This window comes from Mesorhizobium sp. P2_F5, assembly GCF_056403715.1.
Window position 1 is genome coordinate 121,332 of the sequence record NZ_JBFUEY010000007.1, and the last position, 25,922, is coordinate 147,253.

General features: G+C 60.8%; 28 protein-coding genes and 1 tRNA gene. 12 read left to right on the forward strand and 17 right to left on the reverse strand.

Translation table 11 applies throughout. The features are described from left to right. Nucleotides 1-4 precede the first annotated feature (4 nt). The 3 genes from AC1DYO_RS12440 to AC1DYO_RS12450 all read right to left on the reverse strand — a co-directional run bounded on the left by AC1DYO_RS12440 (nucleotide 5) and on the right by AC1DYO_RS12450 (nucleotide 3,454). The gene (locus AC1DYO_RS12440) at nucleotides 5-1,306 is read right to left on the reverse strand and encodes a TfuA-like protein (RefSeq protein ID WP_477263532.1); all 1,302 of its coding nucleotides are present in this window, start codon (nucleotides 1,304-1,306) and stop codon (nucleotides 5-7) included. Then, nucleotides 1,303-2,526, reverse strand: coding sequence for a YcaO-like family protein (locus tag AC1DYO_RS12445; protein WP_477263877.1), 1,224 nt, complete (start codon nucleotides 2,524-2,526; stop codon nucleotides 1,303-1,305). Before AC1DYO_RS12445 ends, AC1DYO_RS12440 begins: the two co-directional genes overlap by 4 nt. A gap of 556 nt (nucleotides 2,527-3,082) precedes the next feature. Further along, nucleotides 3,083-3,454, reverse strand: coding sequence for a hypothetical protein (locus AC1DYO_RS12450; RefSeq protein WP_477263534.1), 372 nt, complete (start codon nucleotides 3,452-3,454; stop codon nucleotides 3,083-3,085). Nucleotides 3,455-3,540: 86 nt separating this feature from the next. Here AC1DYO_RS12450 and AC1DYO_RS12455 point away from each other — a divergent pair, with 86 nt between their 5' ends. From AC1DYO_RS12455 to AC1DYO_RS12465, 3 genes are all read left to right on the forward strand, one after another. Further along, nucleotides 3,541-4,416 (forward strand): ATP-dependent DNA ligase, encoded by an 876-nt coding sequence (locus AC1DYO_RS12455; protein ID WP_477263536.1) that lies wholly within the window; start codon nucleotides 3,541-3,543, stop codon nucleotides 4,414-4,416. Further along, nucleotides 4,403-4,639 (forward strand): hypothetical protein, encoded by a 237-nt coding sequence (locus AC1DYO_RS12460; RefSeq protein ID WP_477263538.1) that lies wholly within the window; start codon nucleotides 4,403-4,405, stop codon nucleotides 4,637-4,639. The genes AC1DYO_RS12455 and AC1DYO_RS12460 overlap by 14 nt, the downstream gene beginning before the upstream one ends. Nucleotides 4,640-4,735: 96 nt before the next feature. Then, nucleotides 4,736-4,939 carry a hypothetical protein gene (locus tag AC1DYO_RS12465; RefSeq protein WP_477263540.1) on the forward strand — a complete coding sequence of 68 codons (204 nt, stop codon included), beginning with the start codon at nucleotides 4,736-4,738 and terminating at the stop codon, nucleotides 4,937-4,939. 17 nt (nucleotides 4,940-4,956) lie between these two features. On the opposite strand, the gene AC1DYO_RS12470 is transcribed toward AC1DYO_RS12465, so the two are convergent. The 5 genes from AC1DYO_RS12470 to AC1DYO_RS12490 form a co-directional block, all read right to left on the reverse strand. Continuing rightward, nucleotides 4,957-5,160, reverse strand: coding sequence for a hypothetical protein (locus AC1DYO_RS12470; RefSeq protein WP_477263541.1), 204 nt, complete (start codon nucleotides 5,158-5,160; stop codon nucleotides 4,957-4,959). A 215-nt stretch (nucleotides 5,161-5,375) separates the two neighbouring features. After that, a complete protein-coding gene (locus AC1DYO_RS12475; RefSeq protein ID WP_477263543.1) occupies nucleotides 5,376-5,618 on the reverse strand; it encodes a hypothetical protein in 243 nt (80 codons plus the stop codon). Between the two features lie 141 nt (nucleotides 5,619-5,759). Beyond that, on the reverse strand, nucleotides 5,760-6,206 hold the full coding sequence (locus AC1DYO_RS12480; protein ID WP_477263545.1) for a hypothetical protein: 447 nt from the start codon (nucleotides 6,204-6,206) through the stop codon (nucleotides 5,760-5,762). A 232-nt stretch (nucleotides 6,207-6,438) separates the two neighbouring features. Next, nucleotides 6,439-7,662: a PAN domain-containing protein gene (locus AC1DYO_RS12485; protein WP_477263547.1), complete on the reverse strand. Its 1,224-nt coding sequence runs from the start codon at nucleotides 7,660-7,662 to the stop codon at nucleotides 6,439-6,441. Further along, a complete protein-coding gene (locus AC1DYO_RS12490) occupies nucleotides 7,646-9,319 on the reverse strand; it encodes an ABC transporter permease (protein WP_477263549.1) in 1,674 nt (557 codons plus the stop codon). Before AC1DYO_RS12490 ends, AC1DYO_RS12485 begins: the two co-directional genes overlap by 17 nt. Nucleotides 9,320-9,656: 337 nt before the next feature. Here AC1DYO_RS12490 and AC1DYO_RS12495 point away from each other — a divergent pair, with 337 nt between their 5' ends. Next, nucleotides 9,657-9,857: a hypothetical protein gene (locus AC1DYO_RS12495; protein ID WP_477263551.1), complete on the forward strand. Its 201-nt coding sequence runs from the start codon at nucleotides 9,657-9,659 to the stop codon at nucleotides 9,855-9,857. A 23-nt stretch (nucleotides 9,858-9,880) separates the two neighbouring features. Here the strand turns inward: AC1DYO_RS12495 and AC1DYO_RS12500 are convergent, their stop codons facing one another. From AC1DYO_RS12500 to AC1DYO_RS12525, 6 genes are all read right to left on the reverse strand, one after another. Then, nucleotides 9,881-10,144, reverse strand: a complete 264-nt coding sequence (locus AC1DYO_RS12500; protein ID WP_477263553.1) for a hypothetical protein — start codon at nucleotides 10,142-10,144, stop codon at nucleotides 9,881-9,883. Between the two features lie 181 nt (nucleotides 10,145-10,325). Beyond that, nucleotides 10,326-11,018: an SOS response-associated peptidase gene (locus tag AC1DYO_RS12505; protein WP_477263555.1), complete on the reverse strand. Its 693-nt coding sequence runs from the start codon at nucleotides 11,016-11,018 to the stop codon at nucleotides 10,326-10,328. Nucleotides 11,019-11,027: 9 nt separating this feature from the next. Then, nucleotides 11,028-11,408: a hypothetical protein gene (locus AC1DYO_RS12510; RefSeq protein WP_477263557.1), complete on the reverse strand. Its 381-nt coding sequence runs from the start codon at nucleotides 11,406-11,408 to the stop codon at nucleotides 11,028-11,030. Then, the gene (locus tag AC1DYO_RS12515; RefSeq protein WP_477263559.1) at nucleotides 11,408-11,695 is read right to left on the reverse strand and encodes a hypothetical protein; all 288 of its coding nucleotides are present in this window, start codon (nucleotides 11,693-11,695) and stop codon (nucleotides 11,408-11,410) included. The genes AC1DYO_RS12510 and AC1DYO_RS12515 overlap by 1 nt, the downstream gene beginning before the upstream one ends. 1,280 nt (nucleotides 11,696-12,975) lie before the next feature. Continuing rightward, a tRNA-Gln gene (locus tag AC1DYO_RS12520) sits at nucleotides 12,976-13,050 on the reverse strand. Between the two features lie 108 nt (nucleotides 13,051-13,158). After that, nucleotides 13,159-13,503, reverse strand: a complete 345-nt coding sequence (locus tag AC1DYO_RS12525; protein ID WP_477263561.1) for a VOC family protein — start codon at nucleotides 13,501-13,503, stop codon at nucleotides 13,159-13,161. 240 nt (nucleotides 13,504-13,743) lie between these two features. On the opposite strand from AC1DYO_RS12525, the gene ppdK reads away from it, so the two are divergent. From ppdK to AC1DYO_RS12540, 3 genes are all read left to right on the forward strand, one after another. Beyond that, the gene (gene ppdK, locus AC1DYO_RS12530; protein ID WP_477263562.1) at nucleotides 13,744-16,449 is read left to right on the forward strand and encodes a pyruvate, phosphate dikinase; all 2,706 of its coding nucleotides are present in this window, start codon (nucleotides 13,744-13,746) and stop codon (nucleotides 16,447-16,449) included. A 175-nt stretch (nucleotides 16,450-16,624) separates the two neighbouring features. Continuing rightward, nucleotides 16,625-17,728 carry a glycosyltransferase family 9 protein gene (locus AC1DYO_RS12535; RefSeq protein WP_477263564.1) on the forward strand — a complete coding sequence of 368 codons (1,104 nt, stop codon included), beginning with the start codon at nucleotides 16,625-16,627 and terminating at the stop codon, nucleotides 17,726-17,728. Nucleotides 17,729-17,818: 90 nt separating this feature from the next. Further along, nucleotides 17,819-18,589, forward strand: a complete 771-nt coding sequence (locus AC1DYO_RS12540; protein WP_477263566.1) for a polysaccharide deacetylase family protein — start codon at nucleotides 17,819-17,821, stop codon at nucleotides 18,587-18,589. Between the two features lie 162 nt (nucleotides 18,590-18,751). Here AC1DYO_RS12540 and AC1DYO_RS12545 read toward each other — a convergent pair whose 3' ends face one another. After that, complete coding sequence (locus AC1DYO_RS12545) at nucleotides 18,752-19,141, reverse strand: DUF427 domain-containing protein (RefSeq protein ID WP_477263568.1); 390 nt, start codon at nucleotides 19,139-19,141, stop codon at nucleotides 18,752-18,754. A gap of 145 nt (nucleotides 19,142-19,286) precedes the next feature. Continuing rightward, nucleotides 19,287-19,718 (reverse strand): hypothetical protein, encoded by a 432-nt coding sequence (locus AC1DYO_RS12550; protein ID WP_235984281.1) that lies wholly within the window; start codon nucleotides 19,716-19,718, stop codon nucleotides 19,287-19,289. A 209-nt stretch (nucleotides 19,719-19,927) separates the two neighbouring features. On the opposite strand from AC1DYO_RS12550, the gene AC1DYO_RS12555 reads away from it, so the two are divergent. Both AC1DYO_RS12555 and AC1DYO_RS12560 read left to right on the forward strand, forming a co-directional pair. Continuing rightward, complete coding sequence (locus tag AC1DYO_RS12555) at nucleotides 19,928-21,556, forward strand: fatty-acid--CoA ligase (RefSeq protein ID WP_477263571.1); 1,629 nt, start codon at nucleotides 19,928-19,930, stop codon at nucleotides 21,554-21,556. A 211-nt stretch (nucleotides 21,557-21,767) separates the two neighbouring features. Then, nucleotides 21,768-22,550: a DUF1499 domain-containing protein gene (locus tag AC1DYO_RS12560; protein WP_477263879.1), complete on the forward strand. Its 783-nt coding sequence runs from the start codon at nucleotides 21,768-21,770 to the stop codon at nucleotides 22,548-22,550. Between the two features lie 3 nt (nucleotides 22,551-22,553). On the opposite strand, the gene AC1DYO_RS12565 is transcribed toward AC1DYO_RS12560, so the two are convergent. Continuing rightward, the gene (locus AC1DYO_RS12565) at nucleotides 22,554-23,462 is read right to left on the reverse strand and encodes an MBL fold metallo-hydrolase (protein ID WP_477263573.1); all 909 of its coding nucleotides are present in this window, start codon (nucleotides 23,460-23,462) and stop codon (nucleotides 22,554-22,556) included. A gap of 116 nt (nucleotides 23,463-23,578) precedes the next feature. Between AC1DYO_RS12565 and AC1DYO_RS12570 the strand changes: the two genes are divergently transcribed. From AC1DYO_RS12570 to rfbC, 3 genes are all read left to right on the forward strand, one after another. Then, on the forward strand, nucleotides 23,579-24,172 hold the full coding sequence (locus AC1DYO_RS12570; protein ID WP_477263575.1) for a biotin transporter BioY: 594 nt from the start codon (nucleotides 23,579-23,581) through the stop codon (nucleotides 24,170-24,172). A gap of 293 nt (nucleotides 24,173-24,465) precedes the next feature. After that, on the forward strand, nucleotides 24,466-25,347 hold the full coding sequence (gene rfbA / locus AC1DYO_RS12575) for a glucose-1-phosphate thymidylyltransferase RfbA (RefSeq protein WP_477263577.1): 882 nt from the start codon (nucleotides 24,466-24,468) through the stop codon (nucleotides 25,345-25,347). A gap of 1 nt (nucleotide 25,348) precedes the next feature. Next, the gene (gene rfbC / locus AC1DYO_RS12580; RefSeq protein ID WP_477263579.1) at nucleotides 25,349-25,900 is read left to right on the forward strand and encodes a dTDP-4-dehydrorhamnose 3,5-epimerase; all 552 of its coding nucleotides are present in this window, start codon (nucleotides 25,349-25,351) and stop codon (nucleotides 25,898-25,900) included. Nucleotides 25,901-25,922 lie beyond the last annotated feature (22 nt).

A 25,922-nucleotide genomic window follows, 5' to 3' on the forward strand; every position in this document is an offset into this window, starting at 1 on the left:
TAATTTACTTTTGTCGCATCTGTCCAGCGAACAGGTATTCGCGGCGGATAAATTGTTGCAGGGCAACGTTATCGGGAAATGCCAACGCGCGCCGAAGTCTTTCGGGATCCTCGGCGCTAAAACGCGCACCACAACGCTCGCAGAACCATTCCAGCAGCATCTGCCGCTCGCCGACCCCGAACGCGACGGGCGGGCCGGCAACTGGGGCTAGTACCGCCGCCTTGCGTTCGGCCCTGTCGGCCATCCGCGGGTAGAGGCCGCGCAGCTTGATCTCGGAAAGCAGAGCGGCGAGCAGCGCACGAAGAGACGTGTCGACCAGCGCAGCTACCGCCGCGCGGCGCCCAAGCGCCAGGCCCAAGTCGCGTGCGTCGAGGCTATTCTCAGCCAGCCAGGCCTCATATCGCTTGCGGTCGACAAGCCCGTGACCGCGCCGGAAAGCGTCGATCGCATCGGACGTCCGAGCGCAAGCAACTTGTCCGGTCGTTGTCAGTAGGGCGGCGGCTGCGGCAGTGAGTATTGCGTCGAACTCCTCACCCAACAGCCTCGCCTCATCGAGGACCTGTTGGTCGGCTTCCGAGAGGCTGTCCAAATCGTCAATTGAGGCGACGCACGCATCCCACGCATCAGTGCGCTCGAATACGAAATCCGGCCGGAACGGGCCAGGCCAACCTACGGCAAGTGAGGTCATCGCCGTGATCAGGGCGCGCGCGTCGATCGCCTTCTGATCGACGGCGTTGGTGACGAGCCAATTCGCGTCCGGAATGCCGCTGGCGAGGACGGATGCTGTCTCCGCGATCTGCTTCCAGGTGCGCTGCTTGAAATGGAGCGTGCATGCCGCGCCGAGCAGCGCTTCGCAGACCAAGCTATTCAGAACACAGCCACGGAGGGCATCAAGCGTAGCGCGGACGTTGACCAGGGGGACACTGAGCGGCGCGTATCCCATCTCGGCTGGAGCGTGAACCACGGCAACCTCGTCGTCGGCGTCCAATCGGCCCGAGGCGTACCAGTCGAAGATCGCGCCGATGCCGCGCATGCCGTAGACATGCAATTCGGCTGCTCGCAGGGCACCCATGCTCGACGCGCCGAAAACATGCGCGCCGCGGCTCAGCGCAAACAGTATCTCCTTATGCCAGACCGCGGGGAGGCCCTCGAACCCGCCGTCAACAAGGCCGATCACGCGCGCGCCGCCATTGACCGCGCGCAGCACATCGCCTTGGGTCGCTGGCGGCCGCCAGTCGAATGGCGCCAGCCGAGCCGGATCAGACATTGCAAGCGTAGGGCCAAGGAAGATCACGAAATCCTTCATGGCCGGGTCTGACGCGCGCGCGCGCCATCGTCTAGCTCATCTCCGGGGGGGCCCTCAAGACCGGGGACGATGACGCGGACAACGCAGATGCCGGTGTCGGGCAGCGAAAGATCCACGACTATAACCGGCCCACAGCCGGCCTCGGCCACGCGCCCCACCGCCCATTCGATGTCGTCCTCGAAGTAGGCCGACTTATAAGACTTTGTTATGTCGAGGGTCGCAGGCGTTTCATCGGCGCCATACGCCACCAGACGGTGAAACAAGGCGATGTTGCGCGTATCGTATTCGCGCCGCATAAGGTCATCGCGCCCGCCGGAAATGTACGTCGCGCGCACCTGAACCGCTTCACAGATAGCCCGACTCAACGCCACGCCAGCGTCAGGGTGGCAACCCGTACCTGTTCCAGGATGCCCGTTCGGGTCCGTCGCATCGACGATTATGCAGTGGAAGGCTGGAATGCGAACATCGGAGGTAATGTCCCAAAGCGCGACGCGGAAACCCTTGCCGTGGAGGTGCTCGACCATCTTCGACACACCATCAGGGTCACGGAAGGAAAGATTCAGACGCCGCGCGTTGCGTTCGATCAGTCGACCGCGTTCCCACAGATTGAGGGCGTCGCGCTCGATCACTTCAAAGAGGCCATGACTGACGGCTTCGGCAAACGTGTTGCCTGAACTAAGCCCATTGGTCGTTGCTTGGAAGATTCCGGTGCCGGCAAGCCCATGCGAGCCGTAGTGCGCATGGACCAATTCGTAAGGCACGAGCACAGGCACGCCGTCGCGGATGTCCACGCCTTCGGTCCAGACGATGCGGGTTTCGTCGTCAATCGATCCGCAGCGAAGGCGCGGCAACGACGACAACGGCGCGACGCGTCGCGCGCCATTGAGTTCGGCCCGGCTTGCATACAGCAATGGCCGCGTAGTCATCTCTGCATGCGCGCACTCCAAAGATTCCATCGCGGCCGATACCTTTGCTGCGGAAAGGCTCATGCCCTTGCCAGCTGCGACGACGACCGATCGGGACAAGGGCCGTACGGCTATGGCGACAGGGAATCCGATCCGATCCAGTCCGGTGATATCGGCAACACGCGTCACGCCGAAGCGGTGCAGCAAAGGCTCGATGTGCCGCCAGGTTTCTTCCGGCGCCGCCGTGCGATGCGTGCCGGCAAAGTAGCACTTCGCAATGGAACGGCTATTAAGACCTTGAAGTTTGGAATCCACCGATTTCAAAGCCTATCCAACGTTTGGCATACTACCTTGCTACTTCATCGTTGATCTACGCTTACGCGGCAACTCTTTTCCGATATCCCTGGGCGCTCCGAGTTCGCATTATGGGAACGGGCAACACAGTGACCTGCAACTGACATTTGCACAAGCTAGCGAGTTCCACATCGCCGGCGGGCTGACCCGGCGACGTCCGGAATGGGGTCAAGTCACGACATCTGCCTTGGAGGTTGAAGGTCCGCTATCATTTCTTCGGACGCCAAAAGCCGCCGTTCCGCTCTCGGCCCAAAATCGTCAGTCCGGAAAGCGCCTAGATCAACCGTACAGACCAGCTTCGCCAATTCCTGAAAGCAGACATTGCCGACACGAGGCGGAGTTGCATCATGCTCGCGCCAAAGGCCTGTAGCGAAGATCGCGCAGCGCAGGTGTTGGAAATGAGACTCTTCCGGGTCCGGACTTACGCAGCACGATCCATCCGAATAAAGTCAGCCAACAGCCGGGCGTCAGGGAGCCAGTGCTCAGGTTTTTTGCGCCTGACGACGTGCTTTTTCTGTCATTGATCATTCGGTTCGTTGAAACCGCATTCTTTGCAGCGGTACGCATGGTTCGGCTCCTCTTCGGGACGGAGCATCCAGACAGTGCCGCGTTCCACCCAACAGATTGGGCAAGAGAAATTGCCTCCGTATCGCGGCCGGTACATTTTCAGGCGCCCGTCCGCGAGATCTGAGGCCTTGAGTCGTTCGGACATGTCAGCCAGGCTTTTGTAGGCTTCGGCGATTTGGTTTCGCAGGGCTTCGCGGTTGTTCGTTTGTGCGACCGCTTGTTCCTTCGCGCGGAGAGTGAGTTTTTTGGCAAACCGCTCCATCGGCTCGGCGCCGTGTCGCTTGACCGGAATGGGCGGGCCGGGGTCGGATAGCTTCGTCATCGCTATCGAACAATTTCCAGTCGATTAAAATGTTCCGGAACTAATTAAGCGCATGCTAATTGAATCCGCCGGGCGTGGGTCAGTTAATGCGTTTGAAGTTTGTCGAGCCGTTGATGCCAACTCTCGTGGAGAGGCCTCCCGAGGGCGATGGCTGGTCGCATGAGGTGAAGTTCGACGGATACCGCTCGCAGCTGATCATCGACGAGGACGGGACCCGCATCTACACCCGCCGCGGTCTGGACTGGACAGCCAAATATCGCGACTTGGTGAAAGAGGCGGTGAAGCTCGGCGCCGAGAGCGCAATCATCGACGGCGAGATCATCGTGCTGAACGACGCCGGCCTGTCGGACTTCGGCGAACTGCGCAAAGCCATCACCCGCCGGCAGCACGACCTCTATTTCGTCGCCTTCGACCTGCTCCACCTCAACGGGCACGATCTGCGCGATATGGCGCTTGAGGAGCGTCGCGAGATCCTGGCCAGCATGATCGAGCCGGGCAGCCGCATACAATTCAGCGAGCCTCTGCCGGGCGAAGCGAAGGCCATCCTTCACCTTGTCGACCATGCAGGCCTTGAGGGCATTGTCTCGAAGCGCCGCGACAGCAAGTATCGAAGCGGTCGCTCGACAGCCTGGCTGAAGATCAAGAGCTACGAGATCAACGAATATGATCTGCTCGGCGTCGAGCGAGGGCCAGGTAAGCCGGCGTTCGCCCTGATGGCCGATCGGGCAACCGGGCAATATGTTGGCTCGGCCTTTATCAACTCGCGCGGCGCAATCCGAGACCGCATGTGGAAGCGGGTTCAGGAGCACGCTGGGCCGGCGCCAAAGGGCATGAAGCGACCGGCGACGCAATGGGTAAAGCCTGGCATCATCGGCCGCGTGAAGCACTTGCGCGGCGAAGAGGACTTGCGCCATGCTTCCCTGCAAGACTTCCGAGAGGATGACACAGATGGCCGTGGCTAAGAAGGATCAGGAGCGCATCACCTATGCGTGGATGTACGGTGCCCAGGCGCTGAAGGATGGCAAGGAGCGTGTCGTACCGCCTTACTGGGACGAACACGCCGAAGCGTGGCTACAGGGTTACGATGGCGTGCCGATGGCCGGTACGGGCAACACCAAAGCTGTGAGCGACCAGATGGAAGCCGAGGTTGACGAAGCCGCGGTCGAGCATCCGGCTGGAACCTAAATTCTGTTCGATCCCGTACCGATTTTTTTATTGAAATCCCGATTTCGTCGGATTTATAAAACTCGCGTTACCATTGCTTTTCGTAGGGAGGCTGTGATGGATAACGTGATGCCGAATGGCAAGACTCATCCTTGCATTGAAGTGGTCGAAGCCTGTGGCGAATGGTTCGTTCGAGTAGTCGAAGACGGCAAAGAGCAATCCCGATCATTCGAGCTTGAATCGTTCGCACTGGCCTTTGCGGAAGGCCAGCGGATACGGCTAGGGCTGGAGAAGGTCTTGCGCTGTGAGCGCTATGGCTAAGCTGCGATAGGCGCCAGCTAAAGGTCTGTCGGCTCCAGCTTTGAGCGGATTTCGTGGATGGCGGCCACGATGGCATCGGCGGATTGAAGGTCCAGCGCGATATCGACAAGACCCTGAGTTGTGTGAATTGAGAGAACGCCAATCACACCCGCCTCGTCCGATACCGTGCTGACGTGAATCTCTGTCGGCACGAAAGGCAGAGCCTTTGCGGTACGGCGCATTGATGATCCATCTCCCCAAGCGGCGACAATCGCTCACCCGGATTACGATTTCAAGCAGGCGCTAGGCGCTACCCAGCCTGAGGGAATAGCCGATGCGGCCCGGGGCTCTCGTTGGGGGTACAGGCCGCACCGGCCACTACGGGATCATTTCGATCATTCCTCCCGCGCCATTGAAATTATGAATATATTAGCAATCGCGCAATTAACCCTATAGGCTACCCAGCGGTAGGGGGCTGCGCCGGCCCTGTCCCGTTCCACTGGATGAATTCGGCGCTCTTGCCGGTGATTGTCTCGATCGACTTCAACAGCGATCCATGGACCTCACGAAGCGCGCGGTAATGCTCGCAGTGGAAGTCTAGGAGCGGGCCGACGATGCTCTTGTGCATCGCCTCTGCTGCCGCCAGGAAGCGCTCGATTTCAGCCTGTGAAAGATGCTTGGAAGGTTTGGTTCTGGCCATTGGCGATCTCCGTTGAAGGGGTTCGCCGCAACGAGGATAATAATCCTACATGTCGGGCCGGATGGCAACCAGGATGGCGCGAATGCGCGGATCGAAGAGATCACGCGAAAGCCGAAGAGGCGCTAGTGCAATGAGACTGCCTCACGACCCGTATCTGACCGCGCATTGCGGCATTTGTCCTGCCGCCCGATCGGCAAGTGCTTTCTTGGTTTCGGCATCGGTCGCGCAGGAGTGGCCGTCCATCTTGACGGTGAAGCCTTTGGACTGGAGGCAGCGGACTACATATCGATCACGCAGCTCGCCGTTGACGTCATAAGTCGTAGACGAAGCCGGGATGTTTACCGCACCGATGCGATTGCAGGTGACCACGGTTCCATAGGTGTTGCACTGCAGAGTGCCCGGGTTTTCGTAACCAGGGTTAACATCCGTGGCGAGCGACTGAGGAATTTCCTTGAAGGAATCGATCTTGCATTGGTCGACGGCCGCAACGGTCGAATTCAGATCTACTCCTGGCTTGAAGATAATAGGTGCCGACGTCTGGCAGCCGGCGACGACCGCGACGGCGGCCATGATGAAACGTTTGCGCATGGATTAAAACTCCCCCACGCGCAATGAACTTGAAAACAGGTGCCGTTTCAATCCCCGATATAGCCAGGGCACGCCTTAAACACAATTAGCTCTTGGGCCACAGAAGAAAGTCATCGTCGTACTCATCGCGCGAAAATAGTCGAGCGCGCGAGTACACTCGGCCGTTTCATACAGACCGCATCGATAGACGCGCAACCTTGGTGCGGGCTTTCATGATCGGGCCGGTGCCAATTCAACTGCGGGTGGCCTTAACGCCCGACGTCACGCCCTTGAACGGAGACGATGAGGTCACGTTGTCGAGCATAGCGCACATCTTGTTCGGACCGTCAAAATTGAAGCCTAGACATTTCTGATCAGCGGCGCAGGCCAATACGCAGTCGGCATAGCCGCTCCGCACATTCGCGTAAGCGCCGCCAACGACTACCGTGTCCTTGGCGAAAACGAGGCTGGAGTACTGGAGATTCGCCTTGATTGCTCCCTTCGCCGCCATCACTGCGTCAGGACTCCTAACCAGAATTGACCCGTTATTTTTCATGAAACAAGCGGAGTGCTTCTTATCGTAGGTGAGTGCCAAGCAGCGGCGATCTGCTTTGCATTGAGCCTGACACTGTTCGAGCGAGACATTCCAAGCCGGCATTCCCGGCAAGTCGTTTCCGATTGCGTCCCATCCGTCCTCCTGCACAGACAGTTCTTCGGCCGCGGTGGCTGCTTCTTTCCGCTCATGGTCCATGTCGAAATCGCTTGGCGCGAAACTCGCCTCGTCGAGCCAGAGGCAACGGCTGGCGAGTTCTCGCGCCGAATTGTCGTCAAGGCCCACCGATGCGAGTGTCTCGCTCGACGACACCGGTGCCAGCGGCATCGATGTAGGTGAGGGTCTGTTGACAAGACTTACCTGAACCTCGACCCCGGTGTTTGCCAGTTTGCGCGTATAGCACCAAGCGGTGTCCCAAGTTGGAGCTTTCTCACTGTCAAAATGATGACCGGACTCGAGTTGCCAAGTGCTGCCAGCGTAGGTCACTTGGCGATTGGCGAACTTTACGAAATCGAACGTATCTGGATTGGCTGGGTCTGCGGGCGGCGGCGTCGGCTGCTCGACCGGCGGCGACTTCAGCTTATCTGTCTTTCCCGCTTCTGCGATTGTCTCACCCGGAATTCTGTCTTCTGATTTCTTCGTCTCTTTTGGCTCGTTCTCTTTCGGGTCTGGCTGATCGTTTTGGACGACCGGCGGCTCCGGTTGGTTCACCGTTGGGTCGCGATCAAAGACCAGCCATACACCCACACCGATCCCAATAGCGGCCATCGCGATGGCAGCGCCGCTAGCCATTCGCCGAAATGCATTGGCGCGAGCGATCTTGTCGTGCGCAGCTGCTTCTGCCTGCAGAGTTGGAATGGCCGACCGTTTGATCTGCAGATCGATCGCCTGTTCGAGCAGCTTGGTGTTATGTCGTACGAGCACGTCTGCTACCCCGCTTCGCCCCAGTTGCCGGCTCGCTAAAATCTAATTGCAGTTCACCTTCCAGGGCTTTCTCCATCTCTTTTTGGTCGTATTGCCCTTTTGCAGAAACCTTCACCAGATCGACTACCTCTGGGGGTAGTTCCCGACCCAATGCCCGGCGCAGCGCTTCCGGGTCATCAGTAAGGATGGGAACATAGAGGATCTCTTTGACGACCTTCTCGACTTCGACAGGAACTTCGACGCGCCTCTCGACTTCTCTGTCGACTGGCACCTGCACAGGTACCTTCCGGACACGGCGCCACCGCCAGCGTAGCAGCATTCGGCGTAACAAACGCGAGAGTTTGCTGTCACGCTGAACTTCGGGCTGTGCGCCGATGCGTTGTAGGGCCAGCGCGACCATCGCCGTGATCGGCCCCGCTAACGCAGCGATGAATGCAAGCGAGGCGAACCAGATCGTCGATACCGTGCCAGCCTGAGCGTCTGTAACGTCTTCTGGCTTCAGCCCGTACCAGCGAGCTGCCAGCCGACGGATCTGATCGTTGCGAGCGACTGGGAGGCGCTCTGTTTCCAAGCGGCTGAGTTCCGTCGCGATGGCCTCTTGCCGCTGCTGGTTCTTGGCGAGCGTCTCCGACTTGCGAGTTGCCGCTTCCTGAGCGGCGGCTAGTGCAGTACGTGCCTCGTCAAGCTTACGATCCCAATCGGCAGCGGTGCCGTCGTACAGTTTCTCCAGATCGTTTCGCCTAGCCTCAAGGCGTTGTTTGTCTTGGAGGGTCATCGGAGGACTATCTTGTCGCAGCCTCTCATATTCCGCGCGGGCTGCGGCCACTGCGGGCTCCAATTCAGCCAATTTCGGCGCGAATTCGGACTCTTTTTTGAGCCGCGGATTGGTTAACTTGTTCAGCCCTTCTTCGTTGCGCTGCACTGATGCAAGGTCGCCCGTTTCGCGCGCGCTCTTTATGCGATCAACGTAGCTATCCCGCTGTCGCTCGAACTGCGCCACGGCGTCCTTGATCTCTCGATCGCGCCGTTCCACCAGCGCGCTTAGCGCTGTTTGTTTCTCCTCGAGAAATTCTTTGGCTCTCGCCGCCGCAGGTGAAAGGGTGGTTGCGGCCTGCAACTCTTCGTCAACCTCAGTTATCCGTGCACGCAATTTGTCGCGCTCGGTGTCAGCCAATCCACTGATCTGCTCCAGATCGCTCCGGGCCTTTGCCTCGTCGTCACTGTTTCGCAAACTGTCGGCTGCCGCCTTGAGATTCCCGAGCTCTTGCTGGAGTGCTTTAGTTTGGTTGGCGAAGTTGGCGTACTGCACCTCGCGCATTGTGCTGGCACGCTCCAATCCGAGTAGAACTGTCTCAAAAGTGATGCCGGCCAATACGAGTAAAAACGCCAGGATAACAGGTTTCCAAATCCACGAGGCGCCGAACAGAAGCGTGGCGATTGGGATTTTCGTCAGCTCAGCAATCGCGATCATAAAGAAGGGTGCACTCGCAAGGACAAGGTCCATCGAGTCCGCCGCCTCATTGGCAACAAAACCGCGGTAACTCAGAGCGACGCCGGTCGCCAGACCGATGATAGCCGCAACGATTTCAAGTGCCCACGCACCGCGATAGGTCCACTGGCCATAGCTCGCCAGCTTCTGGCTCATTGCCGTGTACATATACAAATCCCCACCCTTACCCAAACCCATCTTGACATGCGACGCTGGTGTTTGCAGCAAAATTTACGGCTAGGGACAGCGTAACTTGGAACAGGGTGAATAACCGGCGAGCCGGCAACAAAGTTGTTGCGTCTGCTAGACTGATTTATTTTGGGTGGCGCCTTGCCTCGGCAAGCACTTCGTCAGCACGCGTTTTGATTGTTCATCGACGACCACCAAGGCCAAGGCGCTGGCGATGGCAAAGAGATCGGCAGGCCGCCAGCGACTCCCTCAAACGGCTAAGCATACAGCTTGTGGCGATCATGCTACCGCTACTCGGTCAGTGACGGGGTGTGAGATGGACAGCACGCATGCGATTGCAGACGCTGCTCAGCAAATCATGGATCAGCTTTACGCCACGCTGCGGGCACTTCTTGCGACAGGCATACCGGACGACGCGAAGTTGGCTGTCGGCAAGCATATCAGCTATGCGATACTGTCCCTTGAGGGTTTTATCCGAAACCTGGATGACGATTCCAACCCGACCCCTGATCCTTGATTACTTGCCGATACGAGCATGAATCATTCCATGTCCGGCACGTCGCCGCTGACGAACAGCGTAGTGGGCGGGCCGTAGTCGCCTAATGCCGGATCAGCGTCGCGGCTCCATGCTATGACGCCTACGTGCTTGCCAGCCAATGCCTTGGCAGCTCGTGTTGCGCGTTCCTCGCTCTGCTGGTCGACAGGACCGAAGGCAGTAAAAAGCTCGCCATCATCGGCCCGGTCGAAGGCGACAACAACGATGAGCTTAGGCTTGGTTGTGATTGGTAAAACGTTGTCGGACATGATTGCTCCTAAAGGTACCGCTCGCCGTCGCCACGATGCTTGAAACAGAACCAATGGGGCGGCTGCTTTGGCTTTGCGAAACCCCAGCCGGCGTCCCTGCCGCATTCGGAATGTTCACAGAAATGATGCTGAATTCCCGGTGCGGTTACATGTTCCTGCCTCGGCAGTCTGATCTCGTCGCTCATAGCAGCTTGATCGGCTCGATCAGCCCGGCGTAGTCGTTGGGCTGTTTGTTGATGGCCGCTGCATTGACCTCCCGGCCGACCCTGAAGAACTGCAACTGCCCATCAATGTCGTGGCTGAGGATGTCCTTCAGATCGCCAGCGGGCGTTTTGGGATCGAGCCAAGCGTCGTAGTAGGCTGGATCGAGGATGAGCGGCTGGCGGTCATGTATCTGGCTGACAGGCCCCGCTGAGGGCTCGGTGATAATCGTGCAGCTGGTGACTTCAAGGTTCGAATTGTTGGCCCACAGTCCGGCGAACGAGAACGGCGCATGGCCGGGCTGGAAGATATGCCACGGGTCCTTCTTGCCGTCTGCCGGCGATATCGTCCATTCATAGTAACCATCTGCCGGGATGAGGCAGCGCTTCGACTTGTAGGCATCGCGAAACGCTGGCGTCGTGTCGACCCCTTCGATCCGAGCATTGAACATCGCTGCCTTAGGCATTTCTTTCGCCCAAAACGGCACCAGCCACCAGCGGCCAGTCCGAAGCTTGTGATTGTCGTCGTCGCCAGCGGTGATGAACGGCACCTCGTCGGTAGGCGCTATGTTGTATCGCGGCGCGTCGTTGCGGCCCGTTTCGGCCGGTGCAGTCAGCCGGTAGAGCCGGTGGATTTCCGACCATGAGAGATATCTGGTGAAGCGCCCGCACATAGCCTTGCCTCAGTTGCGTAAGATTTCAGGCACGCTGAGCGGGCCAAGGTCGAAGATGCGCCTGTATTCATCGGTGCGACGCCAGACACCGCGTATTTTGCCATTCTCTCGGTCACGTTTCGGATCGAACATCTGTCCGGAGAAATGGCTGCAGAACACCTTAGCTGCCTCGACATCGGCGAAGCAGTGGAGGCGGTAGTCTTCATACTTCCCATTTGGCCACACCGCCTGGACCCGCCTATGCTGATACTCAATTCCGTGATCCTGACAAAATTTCATAATCGTGGTCAGGTTCCCTTGGGTGCAAAGGTCATCGAGCAATGCGACCTGGTGTGGCCATTTCTGGTCGATCGTCGACGGCGGCGGTATGCTTCGACTGCGCGTGACCATTAATGCTGCTTTTGCCGATCGTGCATCCTCCAGGCTTCCTGCAGGTGTATGTCGACCTGATCGCGCATCGCATCGGACAGCGAGATCGCCAATTCCAGATCGTCCGGATAGATTGTCATGATCCAGCCCGTCACCAACTTCGCGATAGCCTGCTTCTTGCCGATACCGCTCAGCCCTCGCAACTGCTTCCCCATCTTCAAGGTGGCGCGGTGGATGGCGGGCATCTCGCGCCGTAGCTCGGCAAACATTTCGGGCTGCTCGGCTTCAGTTGCTCTTATCGTTTTCATGACTGTAGCTCCTTCTTGGCAACAGTGAACAAAATGAGAACAAAAGAGTCAAGAGACCCTTGACCCGGCAGGAATATGTTCCTCATTTCAGGGGATGCCGGAGCAACCAGAAAAGTGGCCGAAGGGCGTCCCATGGACGTTATTGCATGCCCACGATGCCGGGCAGGTAGCCCGCATCCGATGCGGGCATTGCAACATCAGACGGTTCTACAAACCGAAGGAGTTGTGCGAGGTAATCGGCAACGTCTCTATCGACCAGGTGCGGGCGAAGGTCCGCTGCGAAAAATGCGGGCGCAACGAATCCATGAGCGCGGAGCTTTTCCATCCGGTCGGGCAGGAGCTTGTGACGATCCGTTTTAGGCGACTTGTTGAGATCCGATGGGAGAGACGTGTCATCTGGAAAGATGAGTGAGGCGCCGGCCGTTGCGCACGCTCGTACACGTCCGCCTAATGTGACATTGGCGCAACCTGATTGCGCGAACGAACAGACGAACGGAACAGTTCCTTGACGATCGAAGCAGACTGCGACAGCGTTTTGCTGTCCGGGATAGGCGGCGGACGGCTCGTCGAGAGTAAAGGCGGGGGCCCTTCTCGACGAGCCTGCCTCGGACCTGGCGTCGCTATCGAGATCGGCGTTAAGACGCAGAATGAAGAGACTCACGCCGCGGGCGAGGCGCCGCTACTAACCCAGACACGCGAGCAACGATGGCCTCAAGGCCGCCTTTGTAGATCCTCGACAGGACGCCGCGGGCAGTCTCTGCGCGCTGCGACGTGCAGCCGCGAAGATCCCCACCGCCCAACCTTGCCGGCTTGTCTGTGAGACGGTCCCACACGCCCCAAGTCCCGCCTGCCTCAACGTGGCAGTAAAATCTATGGTGTTGGTGTTTTTCCATAATGAGAAACTCGCGAACATCGATTTCGCTGCGCGGTAAGTCGGAAGGTAGTTAACCCGCCGAACCCATCCGCACGCCGGGTCGCATGGCAAGAAGGTGTTATCGCGGAGTTGCTAGAATTCTCGACGCCTAATTAAGGCGACACTCATGGACATCTGCGCAGAGTGTTCGAAGCTGACGGCTAGAGCGGAACCGGAAAGGGGTGCGCCCGCCACCGATCGGTCAGCAGCGAGCAGGCACCCGAATTTCTGGTGTCTCGGCCAGATTTACCACCGCGCTGAGGCTAGCAGGCAGTCAAAACTGAACCTATAGAGGTGACCTAGTTTCTCCCACATCAATAAATTGAGTATCTCATTAAGCCATTGATTTTACTGTGAGAAGTTTTGTTGGCTGGGGCGCCAGGATTCGAACCTGGGAATGTCGGTACCAAAAACCGATGCCTTACCACTTGGCGACGCCCCAGCAGGCGAGCTTTGCCCGCCGCGCGCGGCCTTATAGGACGAGCGGCACGAAAGCTCAATGCCGAGTTGGCCACTGTGCAAAACTGATCCACCGCTTGGTACGCGCTCGCTATTCGCCCCAGACCGCCAGCTCATTGCCGGCCGGATCGGTGAAATGAAACCGCCTGCCGCCCGGGAACGAGAAGATCGGCTTGACGATCGTGCCGCCGGCATTTTCGACGGCGTCGAAGGTTGCTTCCAGATCCTGCGAATAAAGCACCGGCAATGGTTTGGCCGGCGCCTTCGCGCCATCGGCCTGGAAGCCGCCGTCGAGCCCTTCGCCAAAAGCCGAATAGGTCGGCCCGTAGTCGGTGAACGACCAGGAGAAGGCAGAACTGTAGAAGGCCTTGACGCTGTCCAGCGTCCCGCCGGTCGCAGGCAATTCCAGATAGTCGAGTTTTCCGTTGAGTTTCATCACGCTACTCCCAACTTGTTCTCTATATGTTCTATATCGATGACGGCCAGTCGGCAAGTCTTTTTGACGCAGCTTTTGCTTAATCGATTGTAGTGGCCGGGCTTGGCTGACCACGCCTTGCCTTTCGCACTGCAGCATAATAACGCTCGGGTCGGAATGCGGGGGAACCGGGCCTTGGCCCCGGTGTTGTCTATCTTCCAAGGAAGTGTTGTCTATCTTCCAAGGACTTGGAGGGCGAGCATGACCAAATGGGTCTACACCTTCGGCGATGGCGCCGCGGAGGGACGTGCGGGCGACCGCAATCTTCTCGGCGGCAAAGGCGCCAATCTGGCCGAGATGTGCAGTCTTGGCCTGCCGGTGCCGCCGGGCTTCACGCTGACCACCGAAGTCTGCAACGCCTATTACGCCAACGGCAGCGCCTATCCGTCCCAGCTGAAAGCCGATGTCGTCAAAGCGCTGGACCATATCGGCACGCTGACCGAACGCCGTTTCGGCGATCCGTCGAAACTGCTGCTGGTCTCGGTGCGCTCCGGAGCGCGGGCCTCGATGCCCGGCATGATGGACACCGTGCTCAATCTCGGCCTCAACGACGAGACGGTCGAAGCGCTGGCCACCGATTCCGGCGATGCCCGCTTTGCCTATGACAGCTACCGCCGCTTCATCCAGATGTATTCCGATGTCGTCATGGGGCTCGACCACGAAGTGTTCGAGGAGATCCTCGAGGACCAGAAGGCGAGCCTCGGCTATGAACTCGATACCGAGCTGACATCTGAGGAATGGCAGGGGGTCATTGCGCTCTACAAGGCCAAGGTCGAGGAGGAACTCGACAAGCCGTTTCCGCAGGACCCGCACGAGCAGCTCTGGGGCGCGATCGGCGCCGTGTTCTCCAGTTGGATGAACAACCGCGCCATCACCTACCGGCGCCTGCACGACATCCCGGAAAGCTGGGGCACGGCGGTCAACGTCCAGGCCATGGTGTTCGGCAATATGGGCGAGACGTCAGCCACCGGCGTTGCCTTCACCCGCAATCCCTCGACCGGCGAAAAGATGCTCTATGGCGAGTTCCTGGTGAACGCGCAGGGCGAGGATGTGGTTGCCGGTATCCGCACGCCGCAGAACATCACCGAGGCGGCGCGCATCGCCGCCGGCTCCGACAAGCCGTCGCTGCAGAAGCTGATGCCGGACGCGTTCCGCTCCTTCGTCGATATCTCCGACCGACTGGAGCAGCACTACCGCGACATGCAGGATCTCGAATTCACCATCGAGCGCGGCAAATTGTGGATGCTGCAGACGCGCTCCGGCAAGCGCACCGCCAAGGCGGCGCTCAAGATCGCCGTCGAAATGGCTCGCGACAAGCTGATCACCACGGAGGAGGCGGTCGCCCGCATCGATCCGGCCTCGCTCGACCAGCTGTTGCACCCGACCATCGATCCGAAGGCGCCGCGCGACGTCATCGGCGTCGGCCTGCCGGCTTCTCCGGGCGCGGCGACCGGCGAGATCGTCTTCTCGTCCGCCGATGCGGAAGAACTGAAGACGCAAGGGCGCAAGGCGATCCTGGTGCGCATCGAAACCAGCCCCGAAGACATTCACGGCATGCATGCTTCGGAAGGTATCCTGACCACGCGCGGCGGCATGACCAGCCACGCCGCCGTGGTGGCGCGCGGTATGGGCAAGCCTTGCGTCTCGGGCGCCGGCTCGCTGCGCGTCGACTACAAGGCCGGCACCCTGATGTCGATGGGCCAGACCTTCCGCAAAGGCGACATCATTACCATCGACGGCAGCAACGGCCAGGTGCTGAAGGGCGCCGTGTCGATGCTGCAGCCGGAACTGTCCGGCGACTTCGCAGCCATCATGGAATGGGCCGACGGCGCGCGCCGCATGAAGGTGCGCACCAATGCCGAGACGCCGCTCGATGCGCGCATGGCGCGCTCCTTCGGCGCCGAAGGCATTGGGCTCTGCCGCACCGAGCACATGTTCTTCGACGGCGAGCGCATCGTCGCCATGCGCGAGATGATCCTGGCCGACACCGAGAAGGACCGTCGCACCGCTTTGGCCAAGCTTTTGCCGATGCAGCGCTCGGACTTCCTCGAACTGTTCGAGATCATGGCCGGCCTGCCGGTGACGATCCGCCTGCTCGACCCACCGTTGCACGAATTCCTGCCCAAGACGGAAGCGGAAGTGGCGGAAGTCGCCGCTGCCATGAATGTGTCGCCGGACAAGCTCAGGCAGCGCACCGAGGCTTTGCACGAGTTCAACCCGATGCTCGGCCATCGCGGCTGCCGTCTCGCCGTCTCCTATCCCGAGATCGCCGAGATGCAGGCGCGCGCCATTTTCGAAGCCGCCGTCGAGGCCGGCAAGAAGGCCGGCGCGCTGGTGGTTCCCGAAATCATGGTGCCGCTGGTCGGCCTGGTGAAGGAACTCGACTACGTCAAGGCGCGCATCGATTCCGTCGCCAAAAGCGTGATGGAAGAGACCGGCGTCAAGATCGACTATTTGACCGGCACGATGATCGAACTGCCGCGCGCGGCGATCCGCGCCCATGTCATTGCCGCTACGGCCGAGTTCTTCTCCTTCGGCACCAACGACCTCACCCAGACCACTTTCGGCATCTCGCGCGACGATGCGGGCTCCTTCCTCGAGACCTACCGCCAGAAGGGCATCATCGAGCAGGATCCGTTCGTCTCGCTCGACATCGAAGGTGTCGGCGAACTGGTGCGCATGGCTGCCGAAAAGGGCAGGGCGACGCGGCCCGACATCAAGCTCGGCATTTGCGGCGAGCATGGTGGCGACCCGGCCTCGATCCGCTTCTGCGAAGAGGTCGGCCTCGACTATGTCTCGTGCTCGCCCTATCGCGTGCCTATCGCAAGATTGGCCGCCGCGCAGGCTGCGGTGCAGATTGCCAAGATGGTGGCGCCGCGCCCCAAAAAGAGCGCCGCGGCATCCTGATTTCGACATAGTTCTTTCCGCGTCGCACAGACGGCCACCTCGAGGGTGGCCGTTTGGCGCTAAGTTTACGAATTTGTATGGAAATTCACGCTGATTTGCCCGCTTTAACACGCAATCCCGACATCGTTTCTACCCACCTTTGCGGTCCCCCAACCCGCCCGGTGCCGAGAAACACATGTTGCAGATTTCGCCCAGACCCTTCCGCTCGATCCTGATTCTCCAGACCAAGTTCATCGGCGATATTGTTCTCTCCTCCACGCTCGCCAGGAACCTGCAGCTCGAATATCCCGGCGTCAGGATCGTTTTTCTCTGCGAGGCCCGCCTCGCCAGTTTCGTCACCGCCCATGGCATCGCCCCAGAGGTCGTGAGCTTCCGCCGCGCGGCCATGCGCGGCACCCCGCTCGAGCGTGGGCGCGAACTCTATTCGATGATCAGCAAGCTGCGCCAGTTTCGCTTCGACCTGACCATCGACCTCACCGATTCAAAGACATCGCGCATCATCGTCAGGTTCCTCAACGCCAGGACCCGTATCGGCTACAATCCCTCGGAAAGGCCGCTGCGCTGGCATGAGCGTCAGCCGGCCAATCTGTTTGCCAGGCCGTTCGGCTTTGGCGAGCAGCACTATCTCTACCGCTATCTGTCGCCGCTCGAGCCGCTTGGCGTCCCTCTGCGCGTGCGCGTGCCGTCGATCCGGCCCCAGCCGCTGGAGACGGCGAGGGCCCAGGCATTGCTGGACAAACACCGTTTGCGGCCAAACGGCTTCATCGCCGTGCATGCCGGCGCCAGCTTCCACGGCCGGCGCTGGCAGCCGGAACGCTTTGCCGCCGTGATCGACACGATTGCGCGCGAGACCGGACTGGATTTTGCGCTGGTCGGCGGACCGGACGAACGCAAGCCAGCCGAGCAGATCCTCGCCAGCGTTGCGTCGCCGATCGTCAACCTCGTCGGCGCGCTGTCGCTGGAAACGCTGCTGGCGGTGCTGCAGCGGGCGCGCATGTTTGTCGGCAATGAGAGCGGCCCCATGCATATGGCGGCAGCCGCGGGAACGCCGGTTGTCGGCCTGTATGGCCTGACCAGCCCGGTTGTCTGGGGGCCGGTCGGCGTGCCCAGCCTCGCCTTGCAGCCGTCCATGCCGTGCAATTGCGTGGCGGGCAGCCTCTGCAATCCGCTCGATCCCAGCAAGGCGTGCTGCGTCTGGCGCCTCGAGGTCGAACCGGTCGTCGCAGCGGTGGGCGAAGTCCTGTCGCGGACGCAAGTGGAGCTGGAACACGCTGTCTGATGGTGCGCGGCGGTCACATTGTCGGGATATCAGCTTTTCTCATGGCTGATATCCCGATTTCCGCCTTGTTGCGGGTCCTGGGATGCGGCTATGACAGCGCCGATTCTCAGACAAGACAGGCATCCCTTGCAAAAGCTGCTTTGCGCCTTGGCGCTATCTATCTTGGCCGTGTCCTCGGTCCATGCTGCGCCGCTTGTCGAGCCGACGCTGCATCTGAAGGCTGAGGACGGTGGCAGTGCCGGCCGCGTCGCGCTCACGCTCGACGCCTGCGGCGGGCAGACCGATACGAGGATACTTTCGGCCCTGGTGGAAAACCGGATTCCGGCGACGATCTTCGTCACCGGCATTTGGCTGAAGCGCAACGCCGCCGCCGTCGAGATCATGCGAGCGCATCCCGATCTGTTCGAATTGGAAAACCATGGCGGCCGTCACATCCCGGCCGTCGACACGCCGCAGAAAATCTACGGCATCCGCAGCGCCGGCAGCCCTGAAGCGGTGCAGGCCGAAGTCGAGTCGGGCGCGGCCGCTCTTGCCCGGACCGGCGAGCCGGCGCCGAAATGGTTCCGCGGCGCCACCGCCGAATACAGCCCGTCGGCCATAGCCATGATCCGCAAGCTCGGCTTCAAGATCGCCGGCTTTTCGATCAACGGCGATGGCGGCTCGTTGCTCGGCGCCAAGGAAACAGCCCGGCGCATCGCCGCCGCCAAGGATGGCGATGTCATCATCGCCCACATCAACCAGCCGACCCACGCGGCCGGTGAGGGCGTCGTGCAAGGTCTGCTGGCGCTCAAGGCCAAGGGCCTCACCTTCGTGCGCCTCGACGACGCCGATGGCGTCGGCAACGACGGCACCACGGATTAATGGTCGAGCACCGACGTAGGGGTGCGTTGAGATTCAGGTCAGGCTGAGCCGAGAATAGTGCGCTCCGAGAACCGGAGCGGAGCGTACTTGAGGTACGCGAGCACCGGAAGCGCAGGAACGTGCCGTTCGCAGGCCGGCCTCACCTGAATATCAATGCAGCCCTTAGCCAGGCGTGCCTTCGATCGTCACCCTGTTCGGATAAAACGCGCCGTGATCGCGAATCTCGGCCATTTCGTCGAAGGGCTGCTGGTAGGCCCACATCGCGTCCTTGCCGGTCTCGCCGGCCGGCAGCACGCTCCAGTAGCTGGCGTCGCCCTTGTAGGGGCAGTGGGTCGACAGAGCGGTTTTGCCGAGCTGGGTGAAATCGATGTCTTCGAAGGGGATGTAGAAAGCTTGGGGGTAGGGCGGTTCGGACAGAAGCTTCACCCGTGTCGACGTTGCGATTACCGCATCGCCGGCACGCACGACCACGGTACCGCGATAGGGCTCGACGGTGATGACCTTGCCGGGATTGCTCTGAAAGCCGGGGGCGGGGTTGGCGATCTGGTCCATGCGGGGGTTCTCCTTGTCCGATTGGGAGCGCGGGGGATTGCTTCCCATGTCTTTAAAGTGTGTTCGGAGAACCCGTTGCGCAAGGCCGTCGTAACGGGCGAGGCGTGCCTGGTCGGTCGTTGAAACGATCACATATGCGAGAACGTCAGGCTGCGGTTTTGAACACGTCCATGAGGCCGGCATAGGCAGCGGCAATGCCGGCCACCGGATTGGTGCTTCTTGACGTGGTCTCGACCTTCAGCGCGCCGCCGCCGGTTGGCAAGGTGAGCAGCAGGAACTGGCGATTGCCGCCGTCACCGATGGACGCGGCCGCGACATGCTGGCCTTCGCCTTCGTTCTGGACGCACATTTTAAACAGCAGCGTGCCGCCAACCGCCTCGAGGGCGCCGCCGACCACCTCGACAAATTCGTCTTCGGAAACCTTTTTGGCCTCCGGCACCAGATCGGCCAGGCTTGCGGCCAGCGTATCTTCAAGCTCTTTGTCGTCGAGTTGAATATCGTCCAACTGCACGTCTTCGGCCTGGCTGTCGTCCAACTGCCCGTTCTCTGGCTGCTTGTCGTCGAGCTGCGCGTCCATGCGAACCTCTTTCAGTCGCCTATCGCACCCCTTGCCCCGTTAACGAACGTTAACGCCGACGATGGCCGGATTGTGGCGGTTTTCCAGGGGTTTCGATCACTGCTTGCTTCAGCCGTTAACGGTTGGAGACTTGATGACTGGACAATCTGTCCGTTCGTCTCACAATGGAACAAAAGACGGGAAAACGAGGAACCAATGGGAGGAACCAGATGCTCGGACTGATGCAGGAATGGCCGCTGCTCTGCCACAAGCTGATCGACAATGCCGAGCGGCAGCACGGGACACGCGAGATCGTGTCGCGCTCGATCGAAGGTCCGATCGTTCGCACCACCTATGCCGAGATCCATCGCCGTGCGCTGAAGGTTGCCCAACGGCTGGAGCGCGACGGCTTTGTGCTCGGCGACCGCATCGCGACCCTGGCCTGGAACACCGCGCGCCACATCGAGGCCTGGTATGGCATCATGGGCATCGGCGCCATCTATCACACCCTCAACCCGCGGCTGTTTCCCGAGCAGATCGTCTGGATCATGAACAATGCCGAGGACAGGGCGATCTTCGTCGACCTGACCTTCATGCCGCTGCTGGAAAAGATCGCTGGCGCCGTCAAATCGCTGAAAAAGGTGATCGTTCTGACCGACAGGGCGCATCTGCCTGAGACGACGCTGCCGAATGTGGTCGCCTATGAGGACTGGCTGAACGAGGCCGATGGCGACTTCGCCTGGAAGGTTTTCGGTGAAAACACCGCCGCCGGCATGTGCTACACCTCCGGCACGACGGGCGATCCCAAAGGCGTGCTCTACAGCCACCGTTCGAACGTGCTGCACGCCATGATCGCCGCCATGCCCGACGCCATGGGCATCTCCGCGCGAGACACGATTCTCCCCGTCGTGCCGATGTTCCATGCCAATGCCTGGGGCCTTGGCCAGAGCGCGCCGATGATCGGCGCCAAGCTGGTCATGCCCGGCTGCAAGATGGACGGCGCCTCGATCTACGAGCTGCTCGACACCGAGAAGGTGACCTTCAGCGCCGCCGTGCCGACCGTGTGGATGATGCTGCTGCAGCATCTGGAGGAGACCGGCAAGAAGCTTCCCCATCTGAGCAAAGTCGTCATCGGCGGCTCGTCCTGCCCGCGCGCCATCACCAGGAAATTCCAGGACAATTACGGTGTCGAGGTCATCCATGCCTGGGGCATGACCGAGATGTCACCGCTCGGCACGCTGTGCACGATGAAGCCGCAATATCGGGAGCTCGAGGGCGAGTCCCGGCTCGATATTCAGGGCAAGCAGGGCTACCCGCCCTTCGGCGTCGAGATGAAGGTGACGGATGACGACGACAAGGAACTGCCCTGGGACGGCAAGACCTTCGGCAGGCTGAAGGTGCGCGGTCCGGCCATCGCCAGAGCCTATTATGGCGGCGTCGGCTCCGAGCAGTTCGACAAGGACGGCTGGTTCGACACCGGCGACGTCGCCCATATCGATCCGGGTGGCTACATGCAGATCACCGATCGCGCCAAGGATGTGATCAAGTCGGGCGGCGAGTGGATCTCGACCATCGACCTGGAGAACCTCGCCGTCGGCCATCCCGACGTCGCGGAGGCAGCCGCTATCGGCGTCCATCATTCGAAATGGGGCGAGCGCCCCTTGCTGGTCGTGGTCGCCAAGCCGGGCAAGGAGCCGAGCAAGGCCGACATCCTGGCCTTCATGGACGGCAAGGTGGCGAAGTGGTGGATGCCCGACGACGTCGCTTTTGTCGGCGAAATCCCGCACACCGCCACCGGCAAGATTCAGAAGATCACCTTGCGCAAGCAGTTCAGCGACTACCGCCTGCCGACGGATTGATCGGGGCCGTGCGATTCATTGACCTTCAAAAACGTTGGAGCTGGGGATGTTCAATTTGAGCATCCTTTGCTCTAGAGCAATTCCAGGAAAAGTGCGCAGCGGTTTTCCGTCCGGAATTGCGCGCAAAAAGAAGAGCTGGAACGGTTCAACGGTTCCATCAACCGTTGAACCGTTCTAAGCCTCTGTGCGGGTTGGGGCGGTGCTGAAGACAATGGATGTTGACGAGCGGCAGACATCAAAGGCGGCCGGCTGGTCGCGGCGCGCGGGCGCTTTTGCTCTCGTGCTGCTGCTGACCGTGCTGGCCGGCCATCATTTCGAACTGGTCGAAACGCCGGCCTTCCTGTGGGTGCTGGCGATTGTCGCTCTGCTGGCTGCGTTCGCTTTGCTGTTTGCCGGCCTCGCTTTGTCCCGGTTGTGGCATTTCGGCGACCGCGGCGGCCGCGACCTCTCGGTCGGCGCCTTGCTGGCGCTGCTGGTGCTGACGCCCTATGGCATCGCCGCCTATTGGGCGGCGACCACGCCGCCGCTCAGGGACATCTCGACGGATCTCGACAATCCGCCTGTGCTCGATACCAGCGACCGCACCAAGGATATGAACGTGCTCGCGCCGCCAACGCCGGGCGAGGCGCGCCTGCAGGCCGACGCCTATCCGCTGGTCACCGGGCGCAGCTACAATCTGCCGTTCGAAACCGTCGTCGACGCTGTCGAAACCGTGCTCGACCGGCGCGACTGGCCGCTTACCGCGCCGTACCCGGTGACGGACGGCCAGGACGAGGTGACGATATCAGCCGTGGCCCGGAGCTTCGTGGTCGGCCTGCCCGCCGACGTCGCGATCCGGGTGAGCAATGATGGCGACACGATCGTCGTCGACATGCGCTCGGCCTCCCGCTACGGCCGCTACGACCTCGGCGACAACGCCGCACGCATTGTTGGGTTCCTCGCCGAGCTTGATCAGGAGGTCGCGGGCCAGGTGGGTGCTGCGCCGGCTGAATAGCCTTTAGCCAATCGGCGCAAAAACACCATCGATGGCCGCATCACCCTCAGTGCTGACCAGGCCGCGTGCCACCAGATCTTCTAGATGGGCAAGCACCGACAGGCCGGCGGCACCATGCAGGCGCGGGTCGGTGTCCCGGTAGATCGCCTTGACCATGTCCGGGATCGTCCGGTCGCCGCCGCGGATCCGCTCCAGGATCGCCCGTTCGCGCATTTTGCGGTGGGTTCTCAAGCCGCGCATGAAACTGCGCGGTGCACTCACCGGCCCGCCATGGCCGGGCAGCAGCAGGCGGTCGTCGCGCGCGATCAGCTTGTCGAGCGAGGCCATGTAGTCGGCCATCGCGCCGTCCGGCGGCGCCACGATCGAGGTCGCCCACGCCATCACATGGTCGGCCGAAAACAGGATGCCGGTGCCTTCTAGCGCAAATGCCGCGTGATTGGCGGTGTGGCCCGGCGTCAGCGCCGCCCGGATCGCCCAGCCGTCGCCCTCGACCAGCGCATCGTCGGGCAATGCGACATCCGGGAGGAAAGCCGTGTCGGCGCTGGCGTCGAGCGGATTGATCTCGCCGATCCGCAACGGCCGCGCCGGGCGGTGCGGGCCTTCGGCCAGCACGGCGGCACCGGTGTGCTCCTTCAGCCGGGCGGCCAGCGGAGAATGGTCGCGATGCGTGTGGCTGACGAAAATGTGGCTGACCGGCCGGTTTGCGATCACTTTCAGCAATGTCTGCAAATGCCCATCGTCGTCGGGGCCTGGGTCGATCACTGCGAGCGTCTCGCGGCCAATGACGTAGCTGTTGGTGCCGTGAAAGGTGAACGGGCTGGGGTTTTGGGCGGTGACGCGCTGGACGTCCGGCGCAACGGTGACCCCTTGGCCGTAGGCCGGATCGAAGCTGGTGTCGAATTTGAGCGCCATGGCGGTGTCGTTGAGCTCCGGTCAAGGGGATGGCAAAAGCGATTGCCGCATAGCACGGAAGCCAATATAGGAAAAAGCGAGGCCGCGATCTGCGGCAATCCGGATTGGGGAAGACCATGGCACTTGCAACGACGATGCGTCCGCTTGTTTCTCTCGCTTTGCCTCAGGAGGGCGCGCTGCGCCTGGCGACGCAGCTTCTGCTGGCGATCGCCGGAACGCTGCTTTTGACCCTGTCGGCCAAGACGAAAGTCGTGCTCGGGCCGGTCGACATTTCGATGCAGACGCTGGCCGTCCTGCTGATCGCCACCGCATTTGGCCTGCGGCTTGGCGTCGCTACCTTGCTTCTCTACATGGCCGAAGGCGCCATGGGCCTCCCGGTCTTCCAGAGCACGCCTGAAAAGGGCATCGGCATCGCCTACATGATCGGCGGCACCGGTGGTTATCTCGCCGGCTTTGTCGTCATGGCGGCAATTGTCGGCTGGGCCGCCGATCGCGGCTGGGATCGCCACCCGATCAAGCTGTTCAACGCCATGCTGGTTGCCGAAATAATCATGATGGCCATGGGCTTTGCCTGGCTGGCTACCCTCATCGGCGTGGAAAAGTCCTGGCAGTTCGGTGTCCTGCCGTTCATCCTCGGCGACCTGATCAAGGTGGCGCTCGCCGCCAGCCTGGTGCCGGCTGTCTGGTCGCTGCTGCCTAAGCAGCCCTGAAATCGGACAACAGAATGAGCCGGCGGGTCCAAAGCCCGCCGGCTTTTTGCTGTCACGCGCCCGCCAGGATGGCGGCAGCCGGTTTGCCAAATCGCCACGCCCATCGCAGGGCCAGCTTGTGGTTGGTCGGTCAACAGCTTGTGGCCGGTCGGTCAAATTGCCGCGAGGCGGCAGATGCAGCGCAATTCTGGTGCTGATCCAGGGCCGAGATTGAATTGACAAGCCATTGCGCGATACCTAAGCACGGGCAACTTGATTTCAGGGCGGGGGCCTGGCAATTCAAGGAGAGCTTGTTGAAAGGTATCATCCTTGCAGGAGGCAGCGGGACGCGTCTTTATCCCCTGACATTAGCGATCTCTAAGCAAATCCTGCCGATATACGACAAGCCGATGATTTTTTACCCGCTGAGCGTCTTGATGCTCGCGGGGATCCGAGAGATTCTGATCATTTCAACACCACGCGACTTGCCGGTTTTTCGCGAGTTGCTGGGTGACGGTTCGGAATTCGGGCTCGAATTGTCCTATGCCGAACAGCCGCAGCCCAACGGGCTTGCCGAAGCCTTCATCATCGGCCGCGACTTCATCGGCAAGGACAATGTGTCGATGATCCTCGGTGACAACATCTATTTCGGCGAGGGTCTGTCACAGCTCTGCCGAGCGGCTGCGCAGCGTGAAAGCGGCGCTTCGGTGTTCGCCTACCATGTCGAGGATCCGCAGCGCTATGGCGTGGTGTCGTTCGACAAGCTCACCGGCACCGCTTTGACGATCGAGGAAAAGCCGGAAAAGCCGAAGTCCAACTGGGCGGTCACCGGCCTCTATTTCTACGACAACGAGGTCGTCGACATCGCTTCGACGATCAAGCCCTCGGCGCGCGGAGAACTCGAGATCACGTCGGTCAACAACGTCTATCTCGAGCGTGGGCAGCTGCATGTGCATCAGCTCGGCCGTGGCTATGCCTGGCTCGACACCGGCACGCATGACAGTCTGCATGAAGCCTCTTCCTTCGTGCGCACCATCGAGCACCGCCAGGGCATCAAGGTTGCCTGTCCTGAAGAAATCGCTTTCGAGCAGGGCTGGCTGACCGCCGACAAGGTGCTTGAGCGCGCCACGCGCCTGGGCAAGAATGAATACGCCGCCTATCTGCGCCGGCGTGTCGCCGAGCTGACGGAGAATTAGAGTGAACGTCAGGCAGCTCGGTCTCGACGGCGTGCTGGAGATCGTGCCGAAGCGGCACGGCGATGCGCGCGGCTATTTCATCGAGACCTGGAATGCCGAGCGCTTTTCGGAAGCCGGCATCGATCTGCGTTTCGTCCAGGACAATCACTCCTATTCGGCGGCCGCGGGTGTCGTGCGGGGGCTTCACTATCAGCTGCCCCCACGCGCGCAGGACAAGTTGCTGCGTGTGATCAGAGGCAGGATCCTCGACGTCGCGGTTGACATTCGCCGCAGCTCGAAAACCTTTGGCAAATGGGTCGCGCTCGAAATATCGGCCGAGAAAGGCAATCAGATCCTTGTGCCGAAGGGTTTCGCGCACGGCTTCGTCACGCTCGTGCCGGACACCGAGGTTCTGTATAAGGTCACCGACACCTATTCGCCGGCGCATGACCGCTCGATCCGTTTCGACGATCCCGACATCGGCATCGATTGGCCGTCGCCAGCCGGCGCCTTCGAGCTCTCGGCCAAGGACCTCAAGGCGCCGACGCTTGCCACTGCCGAGGTGTTCGCATGACGCGCGACGATGTGAGGAGAGC

Bases quoted from the DNA above. Each gene is read 5' to 3' on its own strand.
- AC1DYO_RS12570 (WP_477263575.1), top strand. From the start codon at position 23,579: ATGGCACTTGCAACGACGATGCGTCCGCTTGTTTCTCTCGCTTTGCCT.
- AC1DYO_RS12505 (WP_477263555.1), bottom strand. From the start codon at position 11,018: ATGTGCGGGCGCTTCACCAGATATCTCTCATGGTCGGAAATCCACCGG.
- AC1DYO_RS12460 (WP_477263538.1), top strand. From the start codon at position 4,403: ATGGCCGTGGCTAAGAAGGATCAGGAGCGCATCACCTATGCGTGGATG.
- AC1DYO_RS12555 (WP_477263571.1), top strand. From the start codon at position 19,928: ATGCTCGGACTGATGCAGGAATGGCCGCTGCTCTGCCACAAGCTGATC.
- AC1DYO_RS12480 (WP_477263545.1), bottom strand. From the start codon at position 6,206: ATGCGCAAACGTTTCATCATGGCCGCCGTCGCGGTCGTCGCCGGCTGC.
- AC1DYO_RS12465 (WP_477263540.1), top strand. From the start codon at position 4,736: ATGGATAACGTGATGCCGAATGGCAAGACTCATCCTTGCATTGAAGTG.
- AC1DYO_RS12510 (WP_477263557.1), bottom strand. From the start codon at position 11,408: ATGGTCACGCGCAGTCGAAGCATACCGCCGCCGTCGACGATCGACCAG.
- AC1DYO_RS12455 (WP_477263536.1), top strand. From the start codon at position 3,541: ATGCGTTTGAAGTTTGTCGAGCCGTTGATGCCAACTCTCGTGGAGAGG.
- AC1DYO_RS12540 (WP_477263566.1), top strand. From the start codon at position 17,819: ATGACAGCGCCGATTCTCAGACAAGACAGGCATCCCTTGCAAAAGCTG.
- AC1DYO_RS12495 (WP_477263551.1), top strand. From the start codon at position 9,657: ATGGACAGCACGCATGCGATTGCAGACGCTGCTCAGCAAATCATGGAT.
- AC1DYO_RS12475 (WP_477263543.1), bottom strand. From the start codon at position 5,618: ATGGCCAGAACCAAACCTTCCAAGCATCTTTCACAGGCTGAAATCGAG.
- AC1DYO_RS12565 (WP_477263573.1), bottom strand. From the start codon at position 23,462: ATGGCGCTCAAATTCGACACCAGCTTCGATCCGGCCTACGGCCAAGGG.
- AC1DYO_RS12515 (WP_477263559.1), bottom strand. From the start codon at position 11,695: ATGAAAACGATAAGAGCAACTGAAGCCGAGCAGCCCGAAATGTTTGCC.
- AC1DYO_RS12535 (WP_477263564.1), top strand. From the start codon at position 16,625: ATGTTGCAGATTTCGCCCAGACCCTTCCGCTCGATCCTGATTCTCCAG.
- AC1DYO_RS12525 (WP_477263561.1), bottom strand. From the start codon at position 13,503: ATGAAACTCAACGGAAAACTCGACTATCTGGAATTGCCTGCGACCGGC.
- AC1DYO_RS12470 (WP_477263541.1), bottom strand. From the start codon at position 5,160: ATGCGCCGTACCGCAAAGGCTCTGCCTTTCGTGCCGACAGAGATTCAC.
- ppdK (WP_477263562.1), top strand. From the start codon at position 13,744: ATGACCAAATGGGTCTACACCTTCGGCGATGGCGCCGCGGAGGGACGT.
- AC1DYO_RS12545 (WP_477263568.1), bottom strand. From the start codon at position 19,141: ATGGACCAGATCGCCAACCCCGCCCCCGGCTTTCAGAGCAATCCCGGC.
- AC1DYO_RS12490 (WP_477263549.1), bottom strand. From the start codon at position 9,319: ATGTACACGGCAATGAGCCAGAAGCTGGCGAGCTATGGCCAGTGGACC.
- AC1DYO_RS12450 (WP_477263534.1), bottom strand. From the start codon at position 3,454: ATGACGAAGCTATCCGACCCCGGCCCGCCCATTCCGGTCAAGCGACAC.
- AC1DYO_RS12550 (WP_235984281.1), bottom strand. From the start codon at position 19,718: ATGGACGCGCAGCTCGACGACAAGCAGCCAGAGAACGGGCAGTTGGAC.
- AC1DYO_RS12500 (WP_477263553.1), bottom strand. From the start codon at position 10,144: ATGTCCGACAACGTTTTACCAATCACAACCAAGCCTAAGCTCATCGTT.
- AC1DYO_RS12440 (WP_477263532.1), bottom strand. From the start codon at position 1,306: ATGAAGGATTTCGTGATCTTCCTTGGCCCTACGCTTGCAATGTCTGAT.
- AC1DYO_RS12560 (WP_477263879.1), top strand. From the start codon at position 21,768: ATGGATGTTGACGAGCGGCAGACATCAAAGGCGGCCGGCTGGTCGCGG.